Annotated in this window: 22 protein-coding genes and 1 tRNA gene; 16 read left to right on the forward strand and 7 right to left on the reverse strand. The window is 68.9% G+C overall.

Going from position 1 to position 21,825, the window contains the following annotated elements:
* Window positions 1–6: 6 nt before the first annotated feature.
* The 5 genes from BOSE46_RS02940 to BOSE46_RS02960 form a co-directional block, all read right to left on the reverse strand.
* Entirely contained in the window at window positions 7–1,218 is a 1,212-nt protein-coding gene (locus BOSE46_RS02940) for an ATP-grasp domain-containing protein (protein WP_159538117.1), read from the reverse strand.
* The gene (locus BOSE46_RS02945) at window positions 1,218–2,438 is read right to left on the reverse strand and encodes an FAD-dependent oxidoreductase (protein ID WP_371415495.1); all 1,221 of its coding nucleotides are present in this window, start codon (window positions 2,436–2,438) and stop codon (window positions 1,218–1,220) included. Before BOSE46_RS02945 ends, BOSE46_RS02940 begins: the two co-directional genes overlap by 1 nt.
* A gap of 249 nt (window positions 2,439–2,687) precedes the next feature.
* On the reverse strand, window positions 2,688–2,957 hold the full coding sequence (locus BOSE46_RS02950; RefSeq protein ID WP_159538121.1) for a hypothetical protein: 270 nt from the start codon (window positions 2,955–2,957) through the stop codon (window positions 2,688–2,690).
* Window positions 2,958–2,967: 10 nt separating this feature from the next.
* Window positions 2,968–3,639 carry a hypothetical protein gene (locus BOSE46_RS02955; protein ID WP_159538123.1) on the reverse strand — a complete coding sequence of 224 codons (672 nt, stop codon included), beginning with the start codon at window positions 3,637–3,639 and terminating at the stop codon, window positions 2,968–2,970.
* 409 nt (window positions 3,640–4,048) lie between these two features.
* Window positions 4,049–4,120, reverse strand: a tRNA-Arg gene (locus BOSE46_RS02960).
* Between the two features lie 53 nt (window positions 4,121–4,173).
* On the opposite strand from BOSE46_RS02960, the gene BOSE46_RS02965 reads away from it, so the two are divergent.
* From BOSE46_RS02965 to BOSE46_RS02980, 4 genes are all read left to right on the forward strand, one after another.
* The gene (locus BOSE46_RS02965) at window positions 4,174–4,566 is read left to right on the forward strand and encodes a response regulator (RefSeq protein ID WP_159538125.1); all 393 of its coding nucleotides are present in this window, start codon (window positions 4,174–4,176) and stop codon (window positions 4,564–4,566) included.
* A gap of 267 nt (window positions 4,567–4,833) precedes the next feature.
* A complete protein-coding gene (gene argS, locus BOSE46_RS02970) occupies window positions 4,834–6,498 on the forward strand; it encodes an arginine--tRNA ligase (RefSeq protein ID WP_159538127.1) in 1,665 nt (554 codons plus the stop codon).
* Window positions 6,499–7,893, forward strand: a complete 1,395-nt coding sequence (gene lysA, locus BOSE46_RS02975) for a diaminopimelate decarboxylase (RefSeq protein ID WP_159538129.1) — start codon at window positions 6,499–6,501, stop codon at window positions 7,891–7,893.
* A 5-nt stretch (window positions 7,894–7,898) separates the two neighbouring features.
* Window positions 7,899–8,531, forward strand: a complete 633-nt coding sequence (locus tag BOSE46_RS02980; RefSeq protein WP_159538131.1) for a DUF1345 domain-containing protein — start codon at window positions 7,899–7,901, stop codon at window positions 8,529–8,531.
* Here BOSE46_RS02980 and soxR read toward each other — a convergent pair.
* Window positions 8,528–8,977 carry a redox-sensitive transcriptional activator SoxR gene (soxR, locus tag BOSE46_RS02985; protein ID WP_159538133.1) on the reverse strand — a complete coding sequence of 150 codons (450 nt, stop codon included), beginning with the start codon at window positions 8,975–8,977 and terminating at the stop codon, window positions 8,528–8,530. The genes BOSE46_RS02980 and soxR overlap by 4 nt on opposite strands.
* A gap of 74 nt (window positions 8,978–9,051) precedes the next feature.
* On the opposite strand from soxR, the gene BOSE46_RS02990 reads away from it, so the two are divergent.
* Both BOSE46_RS02990 and BOSE46_RS02995 read left to right on the forward strand, forming a co-directional pair.
* On the forward strand, window positions 9,052–10,032 hold the full coding sequence (locus tag BOSE46_RS02990; RefSeq protein WP_159538135.1) for a zinc-binding dehydrogenase: 981 nt from the start codon (window positions 9,052–9,054) through the stop codon (window positions 10,030–10,032).
* Entirely contained in the window at window positions 10,029–11,393 is a 1,365-nt protein-coding gene (locus tag BOSE46_RS02995) for an MFS transporter (RefSeq protein ID WP_159538137.1), read from the forward strand. The genes BOSE46_RS02990 and BOSE46_RS02995 overlap by 4 nt, the downstream gene beginning before the upstream one ends.
* A 25-nt stretch (window positions 11,394–11,418) precedes the next feature.
* On the opposite strand, the gene BOSE46_RS03000 is transcribed toward BOSE46_RS02995, so the two are convergent.
* Window positions 11,419–11,997 carry a hypothetical protein gene (locus tag BOSE46_RS03000; protein WP_159538139.1) on the reverse strand — a complete coding sequence of 193 codons (579 nt, stop codon included), beginning with the start codon at window positions 11,995–11,997 and terminating at the stop codon, window positions 11,419–11,421.
* A 151-nt stretch (window positions 11,998–12,148) separates the two neighbouring features.
* Between BOSE46_RS03000 and BOSE46_RS03005 the strand changes: the two genes are divergently transcribed.
* The 10 genes from BOSE46_RS03005 to BOSE46_RS03050 all read left to right on the forward strand — a co-directional run bounded on the left by BOSE46_RS03005 (window position 12,149) and on the right by BOSE46_RS03050 (window position 21,805).
* Window positions 12,149–13,468 (forward strand): homoserine dehydrogenase, encoded by a 1,320-nt coding sequence (locus tag BOSE46_RS03005; protein WP_159538141.1) that lies wholly within the window; start codon window positions 12,149–12,151, stop codon window positions 13,466–13,468.
* Window positions 13,468–14,532 (forward strand): threonine synthase, encoded by a 1,065-nt coding sequence (thrC, locus tag BOSE46_RS03010; RefSeq protein ID WP_159538143.1) that lies wholly within the window; start codon window positions 13,468–13,470, stop codon window positions 14,530–14,532. Before BOSE46_RS03005 ends, thrC begins: the two co-directional genes overlap by 1 nt.
* Complete coding sequence (gene thrB / locus BOSE46_RS03015) at window positions 14,529–15,407, forward strand: homoserine kinase (RefSeq protein ID WP_159538145.1); 879 nt, start codon at window positions 14,529–14,531, stop codon at window positions 15,405–15,407. The genes thrC and thrB overlap by 4 nt, the downstream gene beginning before the upstream one ends.
* Before the next feature lie 201 nt (window positions 15,408–15,608).
* A complete protein-coding gene (rho, locus tag BOSE46_RS03020; protein WP_201299493.1) occupies window positions 15,609–17,534 on the forward strand; it encodes a transcription termination factor Rho in 1,926 nt (641 codons plus the stop codon).
* 96 nt (window positions 17,535–17,630) lie between these two features.
* Window positions 17,631–18,119, forward strand: a complete 489-nt coding sequence (locus tag BOSE46_RS03025; RefSeq protein WP_159538149.1) for an isoprenylcysteine carboxylmethyltransferase family protein — start codon at window positions 17,631–17,633, stop codon at window positions 18,117–18,119.
* 58 nt (window positions 18,120–18,177) lie between these two features.
* Window positions 18,178–18,663 carry a glutathione peroxidase gene (locus BOSE46_RS03030; RefSeq protein ID WP_159538151.1) on the forward strand — a complete coding sequence of 162 codons (486 nt, stop codon included), beginning with the start codon at window positions 18,178–18,180 and terminating at the stop codon, window positions 18,661–18,663.
* Window positions 18,664–18,926: 263 nt separating this feature from the next.
* The gene (gene rpmE / locus BOSE46_RS03035) at window positions 18,927–19,145 is read left to right on the forward strand and encodes a 50S ribosomal protein L31 (RefSeq protein WP_159538153.1); all 219 of its coding nucleotides are present in this window, start codon (window positions 18,927–18,929) and stop codon (window positions 19,143–19,145) included.
* A gap of 96 nt (window positions 19,146–19,241) precedes the next feature.
* Window positions 19,242–20,321, forward strand: coding sequence for a peptide chain release factor 1 (prfA, locus tag BOSE46_RS03040; RefSeq protein WP_159538155.1), 1,080 nt, complete (start codon window positions 19,242–19,244; stop codon window positions 20,319–20,321).
* A gap of 76 nt (window positions 20,322–20,397) precedes the next feature.
* The gene (gene prmC, locus BOSE46_RS03045) at window positions 20,398–21,249 is read left to right on the forward strand and encodes a peptide chain release factor N(5)-glutamine methyltransferase (RefSeq protein WP_236551599.1); all 852 of its coding nucleotides are present in this window, start codon (window positions 20,398–20,400) and stop codon (window positions 21,247–21,249) included.
* Window positions 21,250–21,262: 13 nt separating this feature from the next.
* The gene (locus tag BOSE46_RS03050) at window positions 21,263–21,805 is read left to right on the forward strand and encodes a VTT domain-containing protein (RefSeq protein ID WP_159538159.1); all 543 of its coding nucleotides are present in this window, start codon (window positions 21,263–21,265) and stop codon (window positions 21,803–21,805) included.
* Window positions 21,806–21,825: the final 20 nt, after the last annotated feature.

The following is a 21,825-nucleotide window of genomic DNA, read 5'->3' on the forward strand; positions in this document are numbered from 1 at the left end:
TCTTGTCTAGAGTCCGCGACGGACGGCGAGGAAGGGCAGCAGCCCCACCTCGGCCACCGCCGGCAGGGGATCGTCGGTCGACCAGACAGCGCCCACGTCGATGCCGCGCAACGAGCGGAGGTAGTCACGGGCGCGGAGACGACGTTTGCTGATGTCCCGGACGGCGTTCGGCATGTCGGTGGCCAAGCGGGCCCACCGCACCCCGGCGCGGGCGCGGCAGGGTTCCACCGACAGCCCCATCTGGTCGCGGAACAAGAGGGTGGGGAAGTCGACGCCGGCCGCGGCGCCGAGGCTGTGGTAGCCCCACGTACGGGCATTGACGTCGAGCAGCTTGACGGCGCCGTCGCGCTCGTCCCGCTTGTACTCCAGCTCGACCAGGCCGTAGTAGTTCATCTCGCGGAGCAGCCGCAGGGAGGGCTCCTCCAGCTCGGGCAGGTCGACGGTCTCGACGAGCGTGCTGGCGCGGCCGAAGTCGGAGGGGTGCTGGCGTCGTCGCACGACAGTCATCGACCCCACGGGCTCGCCGTCCTTCACGAACGCGCAGTAGGCCAGCTGGCGGTCACCGCCGCCGGGGACCAGCTCCTGGACGATCACCTCGTCCGCCGGGATGATCTTGGTCGCCAGGCGGAACTTCTCGACCAGCTCGGCCCGGTCGTTCGCTCGCCACGCCTTGGCGCCGGTGTCGTAGAAGAAGTGCTCCTTGATCGCGGGCTTGATGATCACCGGGCTGTCCAGCGCGATCTCGGCCAGGTCCGCCTCGCTTCGCGGGAACCAGCACCGGGGCACACCGATGCCGAGCCGCTCGGCCACCTGGTAGGTCTGCCGCTTGTCCCACGCGACCTCGACCGTCTCCCACGTCGGCGTCGGGACCCTGAACGTACGAGCCAGCTCGTCCCGGTTCTGTGCCACGGCGGCGACGGTCTCCTCGCGCGTCGGGAACAGCACCCAGCCGTCCAGGCCGAACCGGCGGGCCGCCTCGTGGAGGGCGTCCATGGTGGCCTCCGAGCTGCGCAGTGAAGGCACCCGAAGGGAACGTTGGACGTACCGAGACCGGGGCGAGATGGAGACCTCGTCGTCGAGGACCGCGACCGGGATGCCGCGCCTGCCAAGGCTTCGGGCGATGCCGAGTCCTTGGTAGTCGCCGCCGATCACGAGCGCTCCGGGCGTGCGGCTCGATGCCGCGCGTCTGGAGGCTCGGCTGGTCGCGGTCGTCGACATCAGGCGACAGCCTGGTGACGCGGTGCCCGTCGAGGTGTACGCCGATCCTGCGCCGCGACGGTCTTGGCGACCGCCTTGGAGCTGAACCAGCTGCCGGCCACGAACCGCATCACCGGGCCGTACGACCGGGCGGCCGGAGCCCCCAGGAAGTGCAGCCGGGGCACGGAGGACTCCAGGCCACGCTTGAGGATCGGGTAGCCGTCGGCGCAGCGGACCTGGTCGGCCAGCGTCTTGTCGAGGAACGGGTAGCGACGGATGTCGACGTCGTACCCGGTCGCGAACAGCAGATGGTCGACCCGGCGACGGGTGCCGTCCGACAGCTCCAGGTCGAGCTTGCCCTGGTTCGGGACCGCGCTCTTGACGACCGCGCCCGGGGTGATCGGCACGTTGGGCAGTCGCGGCTTGAGCCAGGACGCGCCGGCCGGCCGGATCGCGCGGGCGGCGATCACGTCGAAGATCGGCCGGGGGAAGCGACGGAACACCTCGGGAGTCGCGACGAGTCGCGAGATCCCGATCGGGCCGACGTCGGTGGGTGCATAGAACAGCGGTGAGAACCGGCCGAGGCCGTCGATCAGGCCGTCGCCGTGCAGGTAGTGAACCTGTGGCTGGCGCGCCAGCACCTCGACGTCCACACCACCTTCGTGCATCAGCGCTGCGGACTCCAGCGCGCTCTGCCCGGCCCCGATGATCGCGACGCTCTTGCCGCGGAACGGTTCGTAGTCGCCGTGGTCGGCCACGTGGGAGGCGAGGTCACTCGGCAGGTCGCGCAACATCGCCGGCCGCCGGGTGAACTCGGCGATGCCGGCAGCCACGAGGACGCGGCCGGCCCGCAGGTGGGTGCCGTCGTTGAACGTGAGCTGGAAGCCGGCGTCGGTGCGCTCGAGGTGCACGACCTGTCGGCGGATGACGTCGGGAGCGACGCGCTGCTGGTACCAGTGGCCGTACTCGATGAAGGTCTCGAGCGACAGGTGCCGCTCGACCACGGCCTGGGTGTCCTCGGTGTACCCCTCCATCGACAGCGGGCCGGTGACCTCGCCGATCGACGAACCGTTGCGGCGTGAACGCATCCACAGCCCCTGCGGCATGGTGTGCCAGAACGACATGGGGTCGCCGATCACGCATACTTCACGCCCGGCAGCCCGAAGGCGCTCAGTGGCTCCCAAGCCATGGGGACCGGCCCCGATCACCGCAATTTCCGTCTCGTCCATCGCCGTCTCCATTTCTGACGTGAGGTGTCATGGAGACAGGGCCTCACGGGTGGTTTTCACCGACGTTAGGCGCAGGCATGGGACGGCATAATCCCACGTTCGGACCATCTTTTAGCCGTATTGGCAGGATGACGACAAATCGCACATTTGGTGTCAGAGACTGCCCGCGAGCTGGTTGGTCTGCAGCTCCGACCACGACAGAGAGTCCCGGACCCGCTGTCGCGGATCCGGGACTCTCAGGCAGCCTTGGTGTCGGCCGTGTCAGGTGACGCGAGACACCGGGGACACGTCATGGTCGCCGCCACCCGTCGCCATCCCGGCGACTTGGAGCACCAGGAGCACCGCGCCGACCGCGACGAGCGACCAGCGCATCCACGACCTCTCGGAGCGGAGCCGCGTGTAGGCCAGGACGAGGCCGATCACGATGCCGAGACCTGGCACGAAGAACCCGGCGACAAGCGTTGCAGCCGCCCACAGGACGTACTCGGATGTCTTGACGGAATGTTGGGAATCGATCGTTGCACTGTTCATGTCGTTGGCCTCACGGGAAGGTGATGGTTCCGCCGTCATAGGCGTTGGCGTGCATGTTGTGGGACTGGTAGATGGGGATTCCGCTGGCCACCACGTGCACCTGGTAACGGTCCCACAGCGAGATGGCCGGCCCATTGAGGTCGTACCGCTTCTCGACGCTGCAGGACGTGACCTTGATGCTGTATCCGATCCCCGAACCGAGGTCGCACGTGTGATAGCCCTTGTAGCCGTACGTCGTGGTGGTCGACCAGACGTGCCCGGCCTTGTCGAAGTACACGCGTCCGATGTGCTTCTCGACCCAGTTGATGTAGTAGAGGCCACGCTGCGACTGCTCGAATGTGCGGGTGTAGATCGTACGAGCGGCAGCCGCCGCCGCGAGGGTGGTGCCGTCCGTGCTAGTGGCCTTGGCGTCGGTTGCGAGCTGAGTGCTCGTGGCCTTGCCGATGGCGCCGACCGAGACGGTGGATGCCACGGTGCAGCTTCCGGCCGTGTCCGCGGTCTCCGCGCAGTCGGAGTCGGTCACGTTCCGCGTGTAGGTCGCGGCTGTCGACCCGCTCATGGTGACGGCCCCTGACTCGCTGACCACGACTCCGGTGTCCGGCGAGTCGGCGGCGACCGCCGCGCCGCCAAGGGCGATGGTCGCGACGCAGGTGGCGCCGGCCGTGATGATTCTTCGCAACATGTACTACCCCCGATGAGATTGCGGCGAGTGCCGCAAGATGTGCGCTCACTGTGGCAGCGGCAGACGAGCGCGTCAACCTTTCTTGAAAGGAAGTCTCGTGAACATTTCCGGCGTGCGACGCGGCCGCCAAAAGCGAAGGCTGTGTGACGATGCCGGGCGCTGAGCGCACTCCTCCCCGAATCCTGAACGCCGGGGAGCTGCGAGGTGATCTCCCGTTTCAGACTGCGCCCCCGGCAGGACTCCGTCGGGCGCTGAGCGCCCTCCTCCCCGAATCCTGAACGCCGGGGATTTGCGAGGTGATCTCGCGTTTCACACTGCGCCCCCGGCAGGACTCCGTCGGGCGCTGAGCGCCCTCCTCCCCGAATCCTGAACGCCGGGGATTTGCGAGGTGATCTCGCGTTTCACACTGCGCCCCCGGCAGGATTCGAACCTGCGCTTCCGCCTCCGGAGGGCGGCGCTCTATCCCCTGAGCTACGGGGGCCAATACGGCCAACTGCGGTGTGAGCCTACCCCACAGGCGCTACCGTGTTGCCGGTGCCCAGAGTGCTTGTCGTCGACGACACCGCCTCGATCAGATTCCTCATACGTACCAATCTGGAGCTCGCCGGATTCGACGTGGATGAGGCGGTCGACGGTGCCGATTGTCTCGAGTTCCTGCGCGCGTCCGAGGTCATTCCCAACGCCATCACGGTCGATGTCATGATGCCGCGGCTCGACGGCATCGCGACGGTCTCGGCGATCCGCGCCGATCCCAGGACGCGGCACATCGCGATCGTGATGGTGACGACACAGGGGCATCCGGCCGACATCCAGCGGGCCAAGCAGGCCGGCGTGGATGCGTACGTCACGAAGCCGTTCGACCCCGACGCCCTGATGGCCACGGTCTCCGAGGCGATCGAGCTCGCAAAGAATCGTGGCGACGAGTGAACGAAGTCCTTGAGTGGTGCCACCCCGAGACGTACGGTTGCTGTACACGGATTGGAGGTGGTTCGAGGATATGAATAGCTCTTGGACTTGTGAGGTGGCTGTCCGCTAGCCGCAAGGCTCAGCTAGTGGCAGCGAATACACCGCAGCCACCCGACCCGCAGGGCGTCGAGTTGTCCACTCGACCGCGCTCCTACTCTCCGGAGGCGAGCGCAGCCCTGCGGGTCGTCCACGTTCCGGGGGCATTCCCAGGGCGGATAGTCTTGGCGGGTGACTCCCGAGCAGCTCTCTGCGGCCATCGTCGGTGCCCTCACCTCCCTCAGCGAGGCGGGGACGATCACGCTGCCCGACGGGGTGCCGGCCGAGGTGCTCGTCGAGCGCCCCAAGGTCAAGGAGCACGGCGACTACGCCACCAACATCGCGCTGCAGCTGGCCAAGAAGGCCGGCATGAATCCCCGTGAGTTCGCACAGCTCCTCGCAGATCAGCTCGGCGCGACCGACGGCATCGCGAGCGCCGAGATCGCCGGCCCGGGGTTCCTCAACATCCGCGTCGAGGCCGGCGCCCAGGGTGCGCTCGCCCCGCAGATCGTCGCGGCCGGTGCGGCGTACGGCACCAGTGACCTCTATGCCGGGCAGAAGGTCAACCTCGAGTTCGTCAGCGCCAACCCCACGGGTCCGATCCACATCGGCGGTGTCCGGTGGGCCGCGGTCGGCGACTCGCTCGGCCGCATCCTGACCGCGATCGGTGCCGAGGTCACGCGGGAGTACTACTTCAACGACCACGGCGTCCAGATCGACCGCTTCGCCCGCTCGCTGCTGGCCAACGCGCGCGGCGACGAGGCGCCCGAGGACGGCTACGGCGGCCAGTACATCTCCGACATCGTCGCCAACGTGCTCGCGACGCACCCCGATGCGGCCACCTTGCCCGACGCCGAGGCGCTCGAGACGTTCCGCGCCCAGGGTGTCGACCTGATGTTCGCCGAGATCAAGAAGAGCCTGCACGAGTTCGGGGTCGACTTCGACGTCTACTTCCACGAGAACGACCTGCACGAGTCCGGCGCGGTCGAGCGTGCCATCGCCAGGCTCCGCGAGCTCGGCATGATGTACGAGCAGGACGACGCCACCTGGCTGCGCACGTCCGACTTCGGCGACGACAAGGATCGCGTCGTCATCAAGTCCGACGGCCAGCCGGCCTACATCTCCGGCGACCTCGCCTACTACCTCAACAAGCGCGAGCGCGGCTTCGACCGCTGCATCATCCTGCTCGGCGCCGATCACCACGGCTACGTGTCGCGGATGCTGGCGATGTGCGCCGCGTTCGGTGACACCCCCAAGATCAACCTCGAGCTGCTGATCGGCCAGCTGGTCAACCTCGTACGTGACGGCGAGCCGCTGCGCATGAGCAAGCGGGCCGGCACCGTCATCTCGCTGGAGGACCTGGTCGAGGCCATCGGCGTCGACGCGTCGCGCTACGCCCTCGCCCGCTACTCGATGGACTCCACGATCGACCTCGACCTCGACCTGTGGGCCAAGCAGGACAGCGACAACCCGGTCTACTACGTTCAGTACGCCCACGCCCGCCTGTCGTCGATCATCCGCAACGCAGTCGACCTCGGCGTCGTCATCGACGAGTCGACGTTCGACCCGTCCCTGCTGGCGGTCGAGCAGGAGGGTGCGCTGCTGCGAGCGCTCGCCGACTATCCGCGCATCGTCGCGCGGGCCGCCGAGCTGCGCGAGCCGCACCGCGTCGCGCGCTACCTCGAGGACACGGCCGCGGCGTTCCACAAGTTCTACGACGTCGCGCACGTGCTGCCCAAGGGCGATGAAGAGCCCACCGACCTGCACCGGGCCCGGCTGATGCTTGTCGCGGCGACGCGGCAGGTCATCGCCAACGGCCTCGGCCTGCTCGGCGTCAGCGCCCCGGAGCGCATGTAGATGCGGAGCCACGAGGCAGGCGCCCTGCACGGTCAGTCCGGCGATCGCGGGCCGGCCTGGCTGCGTACGCCCGAGGACCCCAACGAGCTCGTCCCGCACCTGTGGTCGTCGTCGGTCTCCAAGGTCGACGGCGTGCTGACGGTCGCGGGGGAGTCGGTCACCGACCTCGCCGCAGAGTTCGGCACGCCGACGTACGTCGTCGACGAGGACGACTTCCGCCGCCGGGCCCGCGGCTTCAAGGACGCGTTCCCGAACGCCGACGTCTACTACGCCGGCAAGGCGTTCCTCTGCGTTGCTACCGCCCGCTGGATCGCCGAGGAGGGGCTCAACCTCGACGTGTGCACCGGCGGTGAGCTGGCCGTGGCGCTCAAGGCCGAGTTCCCGCCCGCGCGCATCGGCCTGCACGGCAACAACAAGTCGGTCGCCGAGCTGCGCCGCGCGCTCGAGGTCGGCGTCGGCCGCATCATCATCGACTCGATCGAGGAGATCGAGCGGCTGCGCGACCTGACCGCCGAGCTCGGCGTGACGGCCCCGGTCATGATCCGCGTGACCGCAGGCGTCGAGGCCCACACCCACGAGTACATCTCCACGTCGCACGAGGACCAGAAGTTCGGCTTCTCGATCGTCGGCGGCGACGCGCTCGACGCCGTACGCCGGGTGCTCGCCGAGCCGGGGCTCGAGCTGAGGGGCCTCCACTCGCACATCGGCTCGCAGATCTTCGTGACCGACGGCTTCGAGGTCGCCGCCCGCCGGCTCCTGCGCCTGCACGCCGAGATCGAGAAGGAGCTCGGCGTCGCGTTGCCGGAGTTCGACCTCGGCGGCGGCTTCGGCATCGCCTACACGACCCAGGACGACCCGTCGACGCCCGAGGATCTCGCGCGCGGGATGCTCAAGATCGTCGACGACGAGTGCGCCGCACTGGGGATAGCGATTCCTCATCTGTCGATCGAGCCCGGCCGCGCGATCGCCGGGCCCTCGACGTTCACGCTGTACGAGGTCGGCACCACCAAGTCCGTGGCGCTCGACGGCGGGGCATCGCGCCGCTACATCTCGGTCGACGGCGGCATGAGCGACAACATCCGCCCCGCGCTCTACGGCGCCGACTACTCCTGCACCCTGGCGTCGCGTGCGTCGGACGCGCCGGCTCTGCTCAGCCGCGTCGTCGGCAAGCACTGCGAGTCCGGTGACATCGTGGTCAAGGACGAGTTCCTGCCCGGTGACGTCGCGGCCGGCGACCTCCTGGCCGTGCCGGGCACCGGCGCATACTGCCGATCGCTGGCGAGCAACTACAACCACGTACCCCGTGCCGCGGTCGTCGCCGTGCGTGAGGGTGAGGCGCGCGTCATCCTGCGGCGCGAGACCGAGGACGACCTGCTCGCCCTCGACATCGGCTGACCGCGATGACCCACCGCTACGCCGCTCGGTTCGTCGCGATGGTGGTGGCGGGGCTCGTGGTCGGCGGGGTCGCCGGGGCGAGCGGCGGCGGTACGTCGTCGATCGTGCTCGGCTGGGCGTCCGCCTCCCTCGTGTATGTCGCATGGGTGTGGCTCGTGATCGCCCGCATGGACCCGACAGAGACCGCCAGCCATGCGGCGCGTGAGGACCCGGTCCGTGGAGTCGCCGAGGGGCTGATCCTGGTCGCCAGCCTGGCGAGCCTGGCGGCAGTCGCGATGCTGCTGGTCGACGCCAGGTCGGCCTCCGACACCCGTGGTGGCGTCCTCGCGGCGATGGCCCTGGGCAGCGTGGCGCTCTCGTGGCTGCTGATCCACACGCTCTTCACGCTGCGCTACGCCAGCCAGTACTACTTCGGAGAGCCCGGCGGGATCGACTTCAACAACAAGGACGAGCAACCGCGCTACGTCGACTTCGCCTACGTCGCGTTCTCGCTCGGCATGACGTTCCAGATCTCCGACACCAACCTGCTCACGAGCGCGTTCCGGGCGACGGCGCTGCGGCATGCCCTGCTGTCGTACGTCTTCGGCACCGTCGTGGTCGCCACGACGATCAACCTCGCCGTCAGCCTCTCCAGCTAGCGCTTGAGCAGCCGGCGCGGGCCGGGACCCGTGCTGGCCAGCCAGTCGCCGGGGTTGTAGAGCGTGCAGCTCTTGAGCGACAGGCAGCCGCAGCCGATGCAGCCGTCCAGGTCGTCGCGCAGCCGCTGCAGGTGGTCGATGCGGGAGTCGAGGTCGGCGCGCCAGCGCTGGGACAGCCGCGCCCAGTCGGCCTTGGTCGGCACCTTGTCGTCCGGCAGGGACTCCAGCGCCTCCCGGATCCGGGCGAGGCTGATCCCGAGTCCCTGGGACACTCGAATGAATGCGATCCTGCGGAGCACGTCGCGGTGGTAGCGACGCTGGTTGCCCGTGGTGCGGTCGCTCTCGATCAGGCCTTCGCGCTCGTAGAAGTGGAGAGCGGACACGGCCACCCCTGCTCGTTCGGCCACCTCTCCGGGAGTCAGCGGCTGGTGCTTCGAGATCGTCATGACCTCAACGGTACGGGTTGACCTCAAGTGCGATTGAGGTTGTGGACTGTCTCCACCGACGACGAAGGAGCAGCATGCAGGCGATCAGGCAGTACGAGCTCGGTGGTCCCGAGGTCCTCCTCTACGAGGACGTACCGGATCTCGAGCCGGGGGAGGACCAGGTACGCATCGCGGTCAGCGCCAGTGGCGTCCACTACCTCGACACCTCGCTCCGCACGGGCTTCACGAGCGCAGTGCACCAGCCGTTGCAGCTGCCCATGACGCCGGGACGCGAGGTTGCCGGGCGTATCGACGCCATCGGCGCCGGTGTGGACCCGTCGTGGCTGACCAAACGCGCCGTCGCCCACCTGGGGCTGGCGAGTGGCGGGTATGCCGAGCAGGCACTCGCGGCGGTTGCGAGCCTCCACGAGGTGCCCGAAGGCATGCCGTGCGCGGTCGCCGTCGCGGCGATCGGCACGGGCCGCACAGCGGTCGGCATCCTGGACCAGGCGCCCGTCGCCGCCGACGACGTCGTGATCGTGACGTCCGCAGCTGGTGGACTCGGTGTGCTCCTGACCCAGGCGGCCAAGGCGGCCGGCGCGACGGTCATCGGGCTCGCAGGGGGAGACGAGAAGGTCGCGATCGCCAAGGCGCAGGGTGCCGATCTGGCGGTCGACTACCGCATCGACGGCTGGGACGACGTCGTCCGTCGCGAGCTCGGCGGAGACGTGGCGACCTTGGTGTTCGACGGGGTCGGCGGCAAGACGGCCGACTCGGCGTTCCACCTGCTCGCCGCCGGAGGACGGCTGATGCAGCACGGCTGGTTCACCGACGAGCCGGCGACGTATGACGACCCGGCCAGGACCGTGACGATGCTGCTCGGACCCCAGATGCTGGCCCGGCCAGGCGGCCTGCGCTCGCTGGAGGCCGAGGCGCTCGCCCGCGCGGCTGACGGCAGCCGCGTACCGCTCGTCGACGCTGTCTTCGCCCTGTCGGATGCCGCCGGAGCGCACCGTGCGCTCGAGGCCCGGCAGACGTACGGCAAGGTCGTCCTGATGCCAGACTCGCTCCTGTGACCGCACCCGCTGCCCCGTCGGAACGGTTGTGGCTCGGGCCGCACGGCCGCGTCGTGGCGGGCATCTTCTCGCTGGCGTTCCTCGTGGCGTTCGAGTCGCTGGCCGTGATGACGGTCATGCCCGTCGTGGCCGACGAGCTTGACGGGCTGAGCCTGTATGCCCTGTCGTTCGCCGCGCCCACCGCCGTGGCCGTCGTGTCGATGACGATCGCCGGACCGTTGATGGACCGACGCGGTCCCGGGCTCGCCCTGCGGGCCGGCGTCGTGATCTTCGCTGCAGGGCTGGTCATCGCCGGTCTCGCGCCGACGATGGAGGTCTTCCTGGCGGGCCGCGCCGTCCAGGGCCTCGGCATGGGATTCGTCGGCGTCGGCCTCTACGTCGTGATCGGCAACGTGTTCCCCGAGCACATGCGGGCGCGCGTGTTCACCGTCATGACGAGTGCCTGGGTGCTGCCCGCCCTGGTCGGCCCGGTCATCGCCGGATTCATCGCCGACCGGGTCGGCTGGCGTTGGGTGTTCCTGTCCGTCCCGGTGATCGCGATCGGGTCGCTCCTGCTGATCTGGGAGGCGTTGAGTCGTCTCGACGGCGATCCCGGCGTCGTGTTCGATCGCCGGCGGCTCCGGTGGGCGTGCCTGACCGCCGGCGGGATCCTCGCGGTCAGCGTGGCGGGACAGCGTGGCGTCGACTGGTGGCCGGTCCTGTTGGTCGTCGCGCTGGCGCTCATCGTGTCGTACGCTCCGCGGCTCCTGCCTCAGGGCACCTGGCACGCGCGGCGGGGACTGCCGAGCGTCATCGCGACCCGGAGCCTGTTGGCGGCCGGCTTCTTCGGCGCCGAGACCTACGTCCCGCTGTCCTTGGTCGAGCACCGGGGACTGAGCGTGTCGCACGCCGGGCTGTTGCTGACGAGCGCCGCCGTCCTGTGGTTCAGCGGCTCGTGGGTCGCTGCCAACGTGCCGGCGCTGGCGTCGAAGGCGATGCGGGTGCGCCTCGGTGCGGCCTGCGTGCTGGTCGGGGTCGGCTCGGGTTTCCTCACCCTCACGGATGCCGTCCCGGTGCTCGTGATCGCGGCGGGCTGGAGCGTCGGCGGTCTCGGCATGGGCCTGGGCGCGTCGACGCTCGGTGTGCTCCTCCTGGACCACTCGGCCCCCGGTGAGCAGGGTGCCAACAGCGCTGCGATGCAGACCAGTGACGCCGTCGTGCAGTCACTCGTGCTCGCGATCGGGAGCGTCGTGTTCGCGATCATGCTGGGCGTGGACGAGATGACCGGGTACGTCCTGGTGTTCGCGTTGGCGTCCGCGACCGCGCTGTGTGCACTTCTCGTGTCGGTCAGGGTCGTCGAGGCCGGTGACGGACCGGCCTGAGCCGGACTCGGCCGGCGTGTTGGGGTCAGCCCTGGCACGCCGAGACGTAGCCGGGACCGCGCGCGGTGTCCTGGGCGACGACGACGCCGTCGATCGTGATGCGGCACGTCACGTACGTCGCGTTGATCATCACCTGGGCCACGAGGCGCGCCACCGGGGGCGGGCCGTACAACGTGCGTGTGACGGTGAGCGTCTTGCCGATGACGCTCGGCCCGCCGCGCTTGCCGTCCCGGAAGTCGTACGCCTCGTAGAGCGGGCCGTCGGACTTCAGGGTCAGCGTCACGCGCAGGCGCCGCACCGGGCCCTGAGGATTGGCGTACACGTCGTCCGACGGGGACAGGAGCTGGTTGCCGCCCAACGTCGCCACCACCGGGTCATCGCTCGTCGGCGACTCCTTGTCGGTCGGGACGGTGTCGTCGTCAGACGAGGCGAAGTCGTCGTCGGGCGAGCCGAGATCCCTCTTCAGCGGCGCGGACGACACCTCGTTGGACGCGTCGTCGCCGCGGACGAGCTGCACCCCGGCGAACACGGCGACCAGGCTCGAGACGACGATCAGAGCGATGACGACGCGACGCGGGCGGTCGGATCGATAGTGATGCCTCATGGTGATCGTCGCTTCTTCCGAGTTGGGGGGCCAGGGACCTTCACCTATCAACGACCGGACCGTCTCGCGGCTATGACGAGACAAGCTGGAACCGATGCTCGGGTTCTGGTCCTCGTCCCGGCGGAGGGACCGCCGCCGATACCCTTGACCGGTGAGCGCATCCTCGTGGACCCCCGGCCGTCCGCTCCGCGTCGCCCTGTTGGGCTGTGGAGTCGTTGGCACGGAAGTAGCCAGGTTGCTCACGAGCGACTCCGCAGAGCTGGCGCAGCGCGTCGGCGCCCCGCTCGAGCTCGTCGGCATCGCCGTACGCCGGCTCGGCCGCGAGCGCGACCTCGACGTCCCCGCTGAGCTGTTCACGACCGACGCCGCCGGACTCGTCTCGCGCGGCGACATCGACGTCGTGATCGAGGTCATCGGCGGCATCGAGCCCGCGCGTGAGCTGATCCTCGCCGCGCTCGACAACGGCGCCTCCGTCGTGACGGCCAACAAGGCCCTGCTCGCCGAGGACGGGGCCACGCTGTTCGAGGCCGCTCAGAAGGCCGAGCGCGACCTCTACTTCGAGGCGGCCGTCGCCGGCGCGATCCCGATCGTCAGGCCGCTGCGCGAGTCACTCGCCGGCGACCGCGTGCAGCGGGTGCTGGGCATCGTCAACGGCACCACCAACTTCATCCTCGACGCCATGACCACGACCGGCCAGGGCTTCTCCGAGGCGCTCGACGAGGCGCAGCGCCTGGGCTACGCCGAGGCCGACCCGACCGCCGACATCGAGGGCTTCGACGCCGCGTCCAAGGCCGCGATCCTCGCGGGTCTGGCCTTCCACACCCGCGTCACGATCGGTGACGTGCACCGCGAGGGCATCAGCGAGGTCACGGCGGCCGACGTACGCTCCGCGGCCGAGATGGGCTGCGTCGTCAAGCTCCTGGCGATCTGCGAGCAGCGCGAGACGCCCGACGGTCCTGCGGTGTCGGCGCGTGTGCACCCCGCGATGATCCCGCTCTCACATCCCCTGGCCTCGGTCCACGGCGCCTACAACGCGGTGTTCGTCGAGAGCGAGGCCGCCGGCCAGCTCATGTTCTACGGGCCCGGCGCCGGCGGCGCGCCCACCGCGAGCGCCGTGCTCGGCGACGTTGTGTCGGTCGCGCGCAACCGTCGTGCCGACGTGCACGGTCCCGGCGAGTCGACGCATGCCCAGCTCGAGGTGCTCGACATCGGCCGGGCCCGCACCCGCTACCACGTGTCGATCGATGTCGACGACCGCGCAGGCGTGCTGGCCTCGGTGGCCGGGGCGTTTGCGGAGTTCGACGTGTCGATCCGCACGGTGCGCCAGGAAGGCAGCGGCGACGACGCGCAGCTCGTCATCGTGACGCACGAGGCCGACGACGCAGCACTGTCCGCGACGGTCGCCTCCCTCCGCGGGCTCGACATGGTTCGCGACGTGTCATCGGTGATGCGCGTCGAGGGAGGATCCTGATGGCTCACCTGTGGCGCGGCGTGATCGAGGAGTACCGCGAGTGGCTCCCGGTCACCCCCGAGACCCCCGTCATCACCCTCGGCGAGGGCGGCACACCGCTCGTCCACTCGGCCTGGTTGTCCGGCATCGTCCGCGGTGACGTGTGGCTCAAGGTCGAGGGCAGCAATCCGACCGGCTCGTTCAAGGACCGCGGCATGACCGCGGCCGTCTCGGTCGCTGCAGGCGAGGGCGCCAAGGCCGTCGTGTGCGCATCGACCGGCAACACCTCTGCCTCGATGACGGCGTACGCCGCCAAGGCCGGCCTGACCCCCATCGTGCTGGTGCCGCACGGCAAGATCGCGGCCGGCAAGATGGCCCAGGCGGTCATGCACGGAGCCGAGGTCATCCAGGTCAAGGGCGGCTTCGACGAGTGCCTGCAGCTCTCGCGGGCGCTGGCCGACCACTACCCGGTCGCCCTGGTCAACTCGGTCAACCCCGTCAGGCTGCAGGGCCAGAAGACGGCGTCGTTCGAGATCGTCGACGCACTCGGGGCGACGCCTGACCTGCACGTGCTCCCCGTCGGCAACGCCGGCAACATCTCGGCCTACTGGCTGGGCTATCGCGAGTACGCCGAGGCCGGCATCGCCACCAAGACTCCGGTCATGTGGGGGTTCCAGGCCGCAGGAGCCGACCCCATCGTCCAGGGCGCGCCGATCCCGCACCCCGAGACCGTGGCGACCGCGATCCGCATCGGCAACCCTGCCTCGTGGCATCTCGCCGAGGCGGCGCGGGACGAGTCCGGTGGGCGCATCGCCGCCGTGACCGACGACCAGATCCTTACGGCGCAGCGCGACCTCGCATCGCACGACGGCGTGTTCGTCGAGCCGGCGTCGGCGGCCGGCGTCGCAGGCCTGCTCGCCGCTGCGTCCGAAGGCGAGGTCGAGCCGGGCCAGATCATCGCCGTCACGGTCACGGGCCACGGGCTCAAGGACATCGACACGGCCCTTTCGGGAGCCGGTGCGCTGGTTGACGCGATCATCGAGGCCGACGTCGACGCCGCGGCAGCCGCCGCAGGCCTCAGGTGACCTTCGTCAGCGGACCGGTGACGGTTCGCACGCCTGCTTCCAGCGCCAACCTCGGGCCCGGCTTCGACGCGCTCGGCCTGGCGCTGACGCTGTACGACGAGATCACCGCCGAGGCGGTCGACACACCCGGGCTCGAGATCGAGGTCTCCGGCGAAGGAGCCCGCGACGTCCCGAGGACCAGCGACCACCTGGTCGTCACCGCGATGACCGCAGCGTTCGACCTGCTCGGCGTACGGCCTGAAGGCCTGCGGCTCGAGTGTGTCAACGCGATCCCGCACGGGCGGGGCCTCGGCTCGTCGGCAGCGGCGATCGTCGGTGGCATCGTGCTGGCCCGCGCGCTCGTCGAGAACGGCGACGAGCGGCTCGACGACCGGGCCGCGTTCCAGCTCGCGGTCGACCTCGAGGGGCACCCCGACAACGTCGCCGCCGCGATGTTCGGCGGACTGACGATCGCCTGGATCGACGGCGCCTCCGCAGAGGTCGAGCGGCTCGGCACCGGGGTGCAGGTCACGGCATTCGTGCCGCCCGACGCGGTCTCGACCGAGAAGGCGCGTGGCCTGCTGCCCGAGACCGTCCCGCACCGTGACGCGGCGGTCAACGCCGGTCGCGCCGCGCTGCTGGTCGCCGCCCTCACGACGGCGCCCGAGCGGCTCATCTGGGCGACCGAGGACCGGATCCACCAGACGTACCGGGCCGAGGCGATGCCGGAGTCCTACAAGCTCCTGCGGCAGCTGCGGGTCGAGGGCATTCCGACGATCATCTCGGGTGCCGGACCCACGGTCCTGTCCTTCGCGCGGGGCATCGGTGAGTGGGCCCCGGCCGGCTGGGCCGTGCACGAGCTCGACGTCGATGTCGAGGGTGCTCGCCCGCTCTGAACACCCTGTCGACATGAACCCGAGGGGAATGCCGGATGACCCTCTGGTGTTACAGTGGGCGAGTCGGAGTCGAGTGCGAAACTCCCCGACAGTGACAAGTAGCAGTGCCATTCAAGTCGCCCGTCGGATACGGGCAAGCCTTTATGCGATCCGGATCTCTCCGGACATCAGGCCTTGTGGCCTCATCCAAAAGGAACCTACGTGACTGAAACCACCACACCTGAATCCTCCACGCCTGCGGCAGACGCCGCGGCAACCGCCCCCAGGAAGACCGGGGGAGGACTGGGCGGAAAGGTCCTCGCCGAGCTCCAGGCGATTGCCGGCGAGCTGGGCATCAGCGGCGCCGAGAAGATGCGCAAGGGCGCCCTCATCGACGCCATCAAGATCGCCCGCGGAGACGCCGGCACCTCCACCAAGGCCGCGGTCGCCGCGGCCGCGCCCAGCAAGGTCGACACCTCCAAGGGTGACGCCACTGCGGCAGCCAAGGCCGAGCAGCCCACTGAGGCGCCCGCCGCGGCCGAGCCCAAGACCGGCTCCCGCAGGAGCCGCAACCAGTCGGCCGGCGACTCCAAGAACGACCAGGACAACAAGAACGACCAGCCCGGGACCGAGTCGGACACGTCCGACAAGGCCGATTCGCGGGGCGACTCGCGTGGCGACGACTCCTCCGACGACGAGTCGGGCCGCGGCCAGGGCGGCCGCAACCGCAACCAGAACCAGAACCAGAACCGCGACAACGACGGTGGCAACCGCAACCAGGGCCAGGCCGGCAACCGCAATCGCAACCAGAACCAGAACCGCGACAACGACGGTGGCAACCGCAACCAGGGCCAGAACCAGGGCCAGGCCGGCAACCGCAACCAGGGCGGCTCGTTCGAGGACGACGACGACAACGGCATGGGTCGCCGCCGCAACCGCCGCGGACGCAATCGCAACTCCGGCGGACGCGGCTCCGAGGTCGACACGACCTACACCGAGGACGACGTCCTCGTGCCCGCAGCCGGCATCCTCGACATCCTCGACAACTACGCGTTCGTCCGCACCACGGGCTACCTGCCCAGCGAGAACGACGTCTACGTCTCCCTCTCCATGGTCCGCAAGTGGGGGCTTCGCCGCGGCGACGCCGTCATCGGCCAGGTGCGCCAGCCCCGCGAGGGCGAGCGCAAGGAGAAGTTCAACCCGATGGTCAAGATCGAGTCGGTCAACGGCATGACCCTCGACGAGAGCCTCAAGCGGGTCGAGTTCGCCAAGCTGACGCCGCTCTACCCCTCGGAGCGCCTGCGCCTCGAGGGCGAGGCCGGCGGACTCACTGGCCGCGTCGTCGACCTGGTCGCGCCGATCGGCAAGGGCCAGCGCGGCCTGATCGTGTCGCCGCCCAAGGCCGGCAAGACCATGATCATGCAGCAGGTCGCCAACGCGATCACCGAGAACAACCCCGAGTGCCACCTGATGATCGTCCTCGTCGACGAGCGTCCTGAAGAGGTCACCGACTTCCAGCGCACCGTCAAGGGTGAGGTCATCGCCTCGACGTTCGACCGTCCGGCGACCGACCACACGACCGTGGCCGAGCTGGCCATCGAGCGCGCCAAGCGTCTCGTCGAGCTGGGTCATGACGTCGTGCTGCTGCTCGACGGCATCACGCGCCTCGGCCGTGCCTACAACCTCGCGGCCCCGACCAGCGGACGCATCATGTCCGGTGGTGTCGACTCGTCGGCGCTCTACCCGCCGAAGAAGTTCTTCGGCGCTGCCCGCAACATCGAGGACGGCGGCTCGCTGACGATCCTCGCGACGGCGCTCGTCGAGACCGGTTCGCGCATGGACGAGGTCATCTTCGAGGAGTTCAAGGGCACCGGCAACTGGGAGCTCCGCCTGCGTCGCGACCTTGCCGACAAGCGCATCTTCCCCGCGGTCGACGTCGACGCCTCGAGCACGCGCCGCGAGGAGCTGCTCATGGGCAAGGACGAGCTCGCTGTCGTCTGGAAGCTGCGCCGGGTCCTCTCGGGCCTCGAGAGCCAGCAGGGCCTCGAGCTGATCCTCGACAAGCTCAAGAAGACCACCAGCAACGTCGAGTTCCTGATGCAGATCAACACGACGCTGCCGCAGGACGGCACCAACAACGGCAAGTAGTCCAGCGCCGTCAGTGAGCGCCCGTCGACCTCGCGGTCGGCGGGCGCTTCGCGTCGGGGCTGGACCGAATTCAACAGTCGTTGATATTCTGGCGGCATGAGGCGAGCGACGCTCGGCACCACAGCGTTCTTCTTCGCTGCGCCCGGCACGGTCGCCGGTCTCGTGCCGTGGTTGCTCACCCACTGGGACCGACCTGCAGGTGGGCTCCGAGTCGCGGATGTGCTCGGCGGCGGGCTCGTCGCGATCGGCCTTGCGGTCGTGATCGCGGCGTTCGCACAGTTCGTGCGTGAGGGTCGAGGGACGCCGGCCCCGATCGCGCCGACCGAGCAGCTCGTCGTCGGTGGGCTCTACCGGTATGTCCGCAATCCGATGTACCTCGCCGTTGCGGCCGTCATCGGGGGACAGGCTCTGATCTTCGAGAGCTCCGCCGTCCTCGTGTGGTTGCTGGGGTTCATGGTCCTGGTCCTCGCGTTCGTCACGGCGTACGAGCAACCGACCCTCCGACGGACGTACGGCGCGGGCTACGAGGCGTACTGCGACGCGGTGCCGGGGTGGTGGCCGCGACTGACTCCTTGGCGTGGATGACAGCGGGTGTCCGGGACTCACCCAGCCGTCGTTGTGGCTCGCAACTAGGGTTGGCGTCATGACGACTGCATTTGACTTCTCCGCGACGGCGATCGACGGCACCGAGCGGCTGCTGGCCGACTACAAGGGGAAGGTCCTGCTCGTGGTCAACACCGCGACGCAGTGCGGCTTCACCCCGCAGTTCAAGGGGCTCGAGAAGGTCTACCAGGAGTACGTCGACCGTGGCCTCGTCGTGCTCGGGTTCCCGTGCGACCAGTTCGGCCACCAGAACCCGGAGTCGGACGAGGACACCGCGGTGTTCTGCGAGCGCAACTTCGGTGTGACGTTCCCGCTGTTCTCGGAGATCGAGGTCAACGGCGACAATGCGCACCCGCTCTACCAGTGGCTCAAGTCCGAGAAGTCCGGCCTGCTCGGCAGCACCAAGATCAAGTGGAACTTCACCAAGTTCCTGATCAACGCCGACGGTGAGGTCGTCAAGCGCTACGGCTCGACGACGGCTCCTGAGGACATCAAGTCGGACATCGAAGCCCTCCTGCCCGCGTAGCCCTCCGCTGACGGGTCACTTTTCGCCCGCTGAGGGGTCACTTCTTGCTCACCGACGGGTCAGAAGCTGCGCAGGACCAGGTCCACAAGTGACCCGCGGATGGGTGAAAAGTGACCCGTCAGCGTGGGGGGAGCCTGTGACAGGCAGGGAATTTATCCCGCCTCGATTTCCTTATACGTACTGCCGACTGGCACAATCAATCCTTGGTTCTGGTTCACGGATCGCATCCCGCGAGACGACCCAGCGACCGCCGAGAGGACATCATGAAGCAAGGCATCCACCCCGCGTACGTCGAGACCCAGGTCACCTGCACCTGTGGCAACTCGTTCACCACCCGTAGCACCGCCACCGACGGCACCCTCCGTGCCGATGTGTGCGCCGCGTGCCACCCGTTCTACACCGGCAAGCAGAAGATCCTCGACACCGGCGGCCGCGTCGCCCGCTTCGAGAAGCGCTACGCCAAGAAGACCGAGAGCAAGTAGCTCCACTCCGGCACCGACCCGTACGCCTGCCGTACGGGTCGGTGCCGTTGTCGTGTCCGCACCAGTCGTTGCCCGCACCGAGTCCGAGGAGCCATCGTGTTCGAAGCCGTCGACACGCTCGTCGCCGAGCATGCCGAGCTCGAGGTCCGCATGTCCGACCCCGCGGTGCACTCCGACCAGGGCTTGGCCAAGAAGCTGGGGCAGCGCTACGCCGAGCTGACCGCGATCGTCAAGACGTACCGCGACTACCAGCAGGTTACGGACGACCTCGAGGCCGCACGTGAGCTCGCCGCCGAGGATGACTCGTTCGCCGCGGAGATCGAGACGCTCGAGCCCCGCCTGCACGAGCTGAGCGAGCGGCTGCAGCGCCTCCTCGTGCCTCGCGACCCGGCCGACTCCAAGGACGTCATCATGGAGATCAAGGGCGGCGAGGGCGGCGAGGAGTCGGCGCTGTTCGCCGGAGACCTGCTGCGGATGTACACGCGCTACGCGGAGCACCGCGGCTGGAAGACCGAGATCCTCGACGCGACCGAGTCGGCCCTCGGCGGCTACAAGTCCGTCACGATGGCGGTCAAGGCCAAGGGGACGCCCGAGCCGGGCGAGGCGCCCCACGCACTGCTGAAGTTCGAGGGCGGCGTGCACCGGGTGCAGCGCGTCCCGGTCACCGAGTCGCAGGGCCGCATCCACACGTCCGCGGCGGGCGTCCTGGTGCTGGCCGAGGCCGAGGACATCGACATCGAGATCCACGACAGTGACCTTCGCATCGACGTCTACCGCTCGTCGGGTCCTGGCGGCCAGAGCGTCAACACGACCGACTCGGCCGTACGCATCACGCACCTGCCGACCGGCATCGTCGCGAGCTGCCAGAACGAGAAGAGTCAGCTGCAGAACAAGGAGCAGGCGATGCGCATCCTTCGCGCCCGGCTCCTCGAGGCGGCCCAGGCAACTGCAGATGAGGAAGCTTCTCAGGCCCGAAAATCGCAAATCCGAACTGTGGACAGATCTGAACGAGTACGCACCTACAACTTCCCGGAGAACCGCATCTCCGACCACCGCACGGGCTACAAGGCCTACAACCTCGACCAGGTCATGGACGGTGCCCTCGAGGACGTCATCAAGTCGCTCGTCGATGCCGAGCTGGCCGACCGCCTCGCCGCCGTCGAGTCGGGTGAATGAGCGAGCGCCAGGGAGTGAACAATGGGGCACTCATGCCGTCGCCTTTGTACCGTTGCTTCTCCTCGAAGGCGACGGCGTGAGCGCGGTACGTACGCTGGCCGAGCGGCTGCTTGCCGAGGCCACTGAGAAGCTCGAGGCCGCCGGTGTCAGCTCGCCGCGCCACGACGCAGAGTCACTGCTGAGCCACATCACCGGGGTGCCACGAGCCTCCCTGGTCAGCCGGGCGAAGCCCAACGGACTCCAGCGTGACGCGTTCCTCGAACTCGTCGATGCTCGCGCCCGGCGGTTCCCGTTGCAGCACCTGACCGGGTCGACCGGCTTCCGCTACGTCGACATCGAGGTGGGCCCCGGCGTCTTCGTGCCGCGGCCCGAGACCGAGGTCCTCGCGGGGTGGGCGATCGACCACGCCAAGACGATCCCTTCGCCCGTCGTCGTGGAGCTGTGCGCCGGTGCCGGAGCCATTGCGCTGTCGGTCGTCCACGAGGTGCCCGGCGCGTCGGTGCATGCCGTCGAGCTCGACGAGAAGGCGTACGAGTGGGCCCAGCGCAACCTGGCCGGCACGGGCGTGGACCTGCGACTCGGCGACATGGCCGACGCGTTCGGCGACCTCGACGGCACGGTCGACGTCGTCGTGGCCAACCCGCCCTACATCCCGCTCGACGCCTGGGAGAGCGTGGCGCCCGAGGCCCGCGACCACGATCCGGCGCTTGCCCTGTGGTCCGGGGACGACGGTCTCGACGCGATGCGTGTCGTCGAGCAGGTCGCCTGGCGGCTGCTCAGGCCCGGTGGCGTGGTGGGGGCGGAGCACGCGGACGTGCAGGGCGAGTCTGCGCCCGAGGTGTTCCGCGCGCGTTGGGACGGCGTCAAGGACAACCTCGACCTCGCCCAGCGCCCCCGTTACGTCACGGCTGCCAAGCCACGCGGATAGGCTCTCACTCATCATGGGCGGCGAAGAACTGGCACTGATCGGTGCTGCGATCGCCGTCGGGATCGGCGCCGCTCTGCTGCCGGTCTTCGTCAACGCCGAGGTCTACGTCGTCACGATGGGCGCCACGGTCAACAGCAGGCCGTTCCTCGCCCTCCTGATCCTCATCCATGTGGCGGCCACGACGGTCGGCAAGGCATTCGTCTTCCAGCTGGCCAGGCGAGGGACCAACAAGATCCGGATGGTCAATCCCAAGCCGCCGCGCAATCGCGTGACGGCGATGTCCCGGCAGGTGGGGCACAGGTTTGCCCAGACGCGGTTCGCCAAGTGGATCAAGAAGGGCAGCGACTGGCTGCTCACACTGCTGGACCGCCCGTACTCCGGAGGGCTGACGGCCTTCATGTCGTCTCTGATCGGCGTCCCGCCGCTGGCGATCGTCACGATCCTGGCCGGCGCCTCGAAGCAGCCGCAGTGGCTGTTCCTGACGATGGTGTTCATCGGCCGGTTGATCCAGTTCCTCGCGATCGCGTTCCTCCTCCACCAAGTCTCGTGGTTCTGAGCGCGCCGCCTAGTATGACC

It is taken from the genome of Aeromicrobium sp. 9AM, assembly GCF_902506105.1.
Classification (GTDB): Bacteria; Actinomycetota; Actinomycetes; order Propionibacteriales; family Nocardioidaceae; genus Aeromicrobium.